This is a genomic window from Soehngenia saccharolytica DSM 12858, assembly GCF_059568515.1.
In genome coordinates, this window is sequence record NZ_JCANTN010000062.1 from 1 (window position 1) to 2,203 (window position 2,203).

The following is a 2,203-nucleotide window of genomic DNA, read 5'->3' on the forward strand; positions in this document are numbered from 1 at the left end:
GTACAAATATTATCCCATAAGACTTATGAGATAGAAAAGAAAATATAGTTTTTAAACTATGACTTTATTATACGAGGTGGTGAGTATATATGTCTTTTATTTATGAATATCAATTAAGAAATGTAAAAGAGAGACAAGAATGGGATTTATTTGAGTATGAGCAAGTGCTAGAAAATCTTATAGAACAAACTTTTGGTAGAAATTTAAAGGAAACTATCATATATAATAAATCTTTCGAATTTCGATTATATGCTTCAGTTACTTCATATAAATTACAAAATTTAGGGAAAAAAATAAAAAAAATAATACCTTCTCGACATGGATTTGTACGCAAAACGCAGAATCTTTACGTAATTATTGATAACATAGATGAGGATACGAAAATGGTATCAATTGAATTTATTGATTCTCTAGTCGGAGATAGTGAATTATATTCTCAAAGAGTAAATCGTTTTTTTAAAAACGATATTAAGAGCGAATATTCGGAAGATATAAAATACAACTACTATATTGATATTTATAGTGCAGATCTAAGCATCAAGAAATTTAAACAAATAAGTGGAGCAAAAGAAGTGAATGTAGGCGATTGCTATTTAATTAAAGCTAATCATCGCCATGGGGAAGAGAAAATAGAAATAGAGGATAATCCTAATATTATTAAATTAGACAAAATTTTTGATTATCCCTATTTTCAATTAGAATCAGAAATTAGGAATGATGAAGTTAATGACTATTTCATTATTAATACTTTCGAAAAAAAAACAATTGATAATGGCTTGAAGAAAATAGAGGAAATACTTAATGTTCTGGTTGAACCTGTAGAAGAACAATTTGAAATCAAATTAAATAGTGACAAAAATGTATTTTTTAGAGTACTTAATGTTGGGCAGGCGTTAGCCACATCTTTTTCATATGGAGAAGATATTCCATTTCTGTATTTTGATTATGGTATTCTTTTTGGATTAAATGCACATACGTTTATAACAGAAACTAATCTTCCAGTGGATAAAAATACTAGAATTATAATTTCACATTTAGATAAAGATCATTGGTTTGGTGTTAGTAAATTTAGAGATGCATATAGTTGCTCATGGTATATACCTGATCAAAAAAGTTTTCTATTTAACCATATAATAGCAGGAATCAAATGCGCTGGTGGAACTGTGAATTTAATAAACAAAAATATTACTTTTGGAAATTTAACTATTTCTTATGCAGGAATCTCAACTTATAGGGCAACTCGTCCACCAAGAAAACGGCATGAAACAGGGCTTGCATTATGTGTTGATGCACGTGATGAATCAAATAACAATTGTAAGATATTAATAGAAGCGGATCAAGACTATGACTATGTTGAAAATGCATTTTTATCAGATGTCAATATTTTGGTTGCATGTCATCATGGTGGTAAGTATAGTTGGACGATTAAATCCGATTTGCCACATCCGGTTATTGAAAATAATTGTATTATTTATAGCTATGGAGATTGTAATTCTCATGGGCATCCAAATTACGTGACTCAATATCAAAGACTGGGGTGGACCATCGAACATCATACACCTATAGATGGAACTTTTGAAAAAATAATAGAAATTTGAAAACCATAGGTACGTAAATGTAGTTATGAAAAAATTAATTTGGTTGTAATTAAATTCATCAATATAATATTTTATATATTTTCCACGAATCAATTTTATAATATTATCAATGAAATTGAAAGCTATATTCGCACCATTTTATTATTAGAAATGACTTAATCGCTAGCTATTGGATACTGCGAAAGATGAAACGAAAATACCTAGGCACTGGAGCGCTAATAAAAATAATTTAGAAACAATAGGATCGTTAAAAAACATTGAAATATTCTTTACAAATAGGCATATATTTGGTATAAAATATAATAAAAGATACAAGAAATCTTGCAGCGGGAATAAAATCAAGATCTAAAGTCTGTTAAATTGACAGATTTTAGGTCTTTTTTAACAAATCATTTTTTGAAATTCATCCATTCCACCATATCTCTTACCGTTTCCTCTATATCCCTTACTGTATAGTTTATCTCCTGCTTTGCTTTATCATTTGAAAAGAGGCTATTTCCTGACAAGGTAGTAAGGGAATATGATGTATATAGGGGTCTTTTATCTCGGATATGTGAATAAACACTGACAAAAGGAACAACTAACTTTGCACTCCAAATAGGTAT

Annotated in this window: 2 protein-coding genes; one reads left to right on the forward strand and one right to left on the reverse strand. The window is 28.8% G+C overall.

Annotation, left to right across the window (positions count from 1 at the left end):
• Nucleotides 1-89 precede the first annotated feature (89 nt).
• Nucleotides 90-1,598 (forward strand): ComEC/Rec2 family competence protein, encoded by a 1,509-nt coding sequence (locus BO51_RS10010; protein WP_496486295.1) that lies wholly within the window; start codon nt 90-92, stop codon nt 1,596-1,598.
• Between the two features lie 389 nt (nt 1,599-1,987).
• Here BO51_RS10010 and BO51_RS10015 read toward each other — a convergent pair.
• Nucleotides 1,988-2,203: hypothetical protein (locus BO51_RS10015; RefSeq protein WP_496486297.1), on the reverse strand; the 216-nt coding region annotated here is incomplete at its 5' end.

What these genes read in the sequence shown, in the direction of transcription:
- BO51_RS10010 (WP_496486295.1), top strand. Translation starts at nt 90, where the DNA reads ATGTCTTTTATTTATGAATATCAATTAAGAAATGTAAAAGAGAGACAA.